This window comes from Seonamhaeicola marinus (assembly GCF_008085455.1).
On the sequence record NZ_VSDQ01000577.1, the window covers coordinates 392,083 to 392,299 of the forward strand.

Below are 217 nucleotides of genomic sequence, written 5' to 3' on the forward strand. Positions count from 1 at the left end.
TTAACGCTTAACTTATTAAAAAGAACCCTGTGAATCATCTATAAAATTACAGAACTGAAAGCAATTCACAACAGAGAACCTTGATACATCTTTTGTTAAATACCTGTGAATCATCTATAAAATTACAGAACTGAAAGCAATTCACAACAGAGAACCTTGATACATCTTTTGTTAAATACCTGTGAATCATCTATAAAATTACAGAACTGAAAGCAAT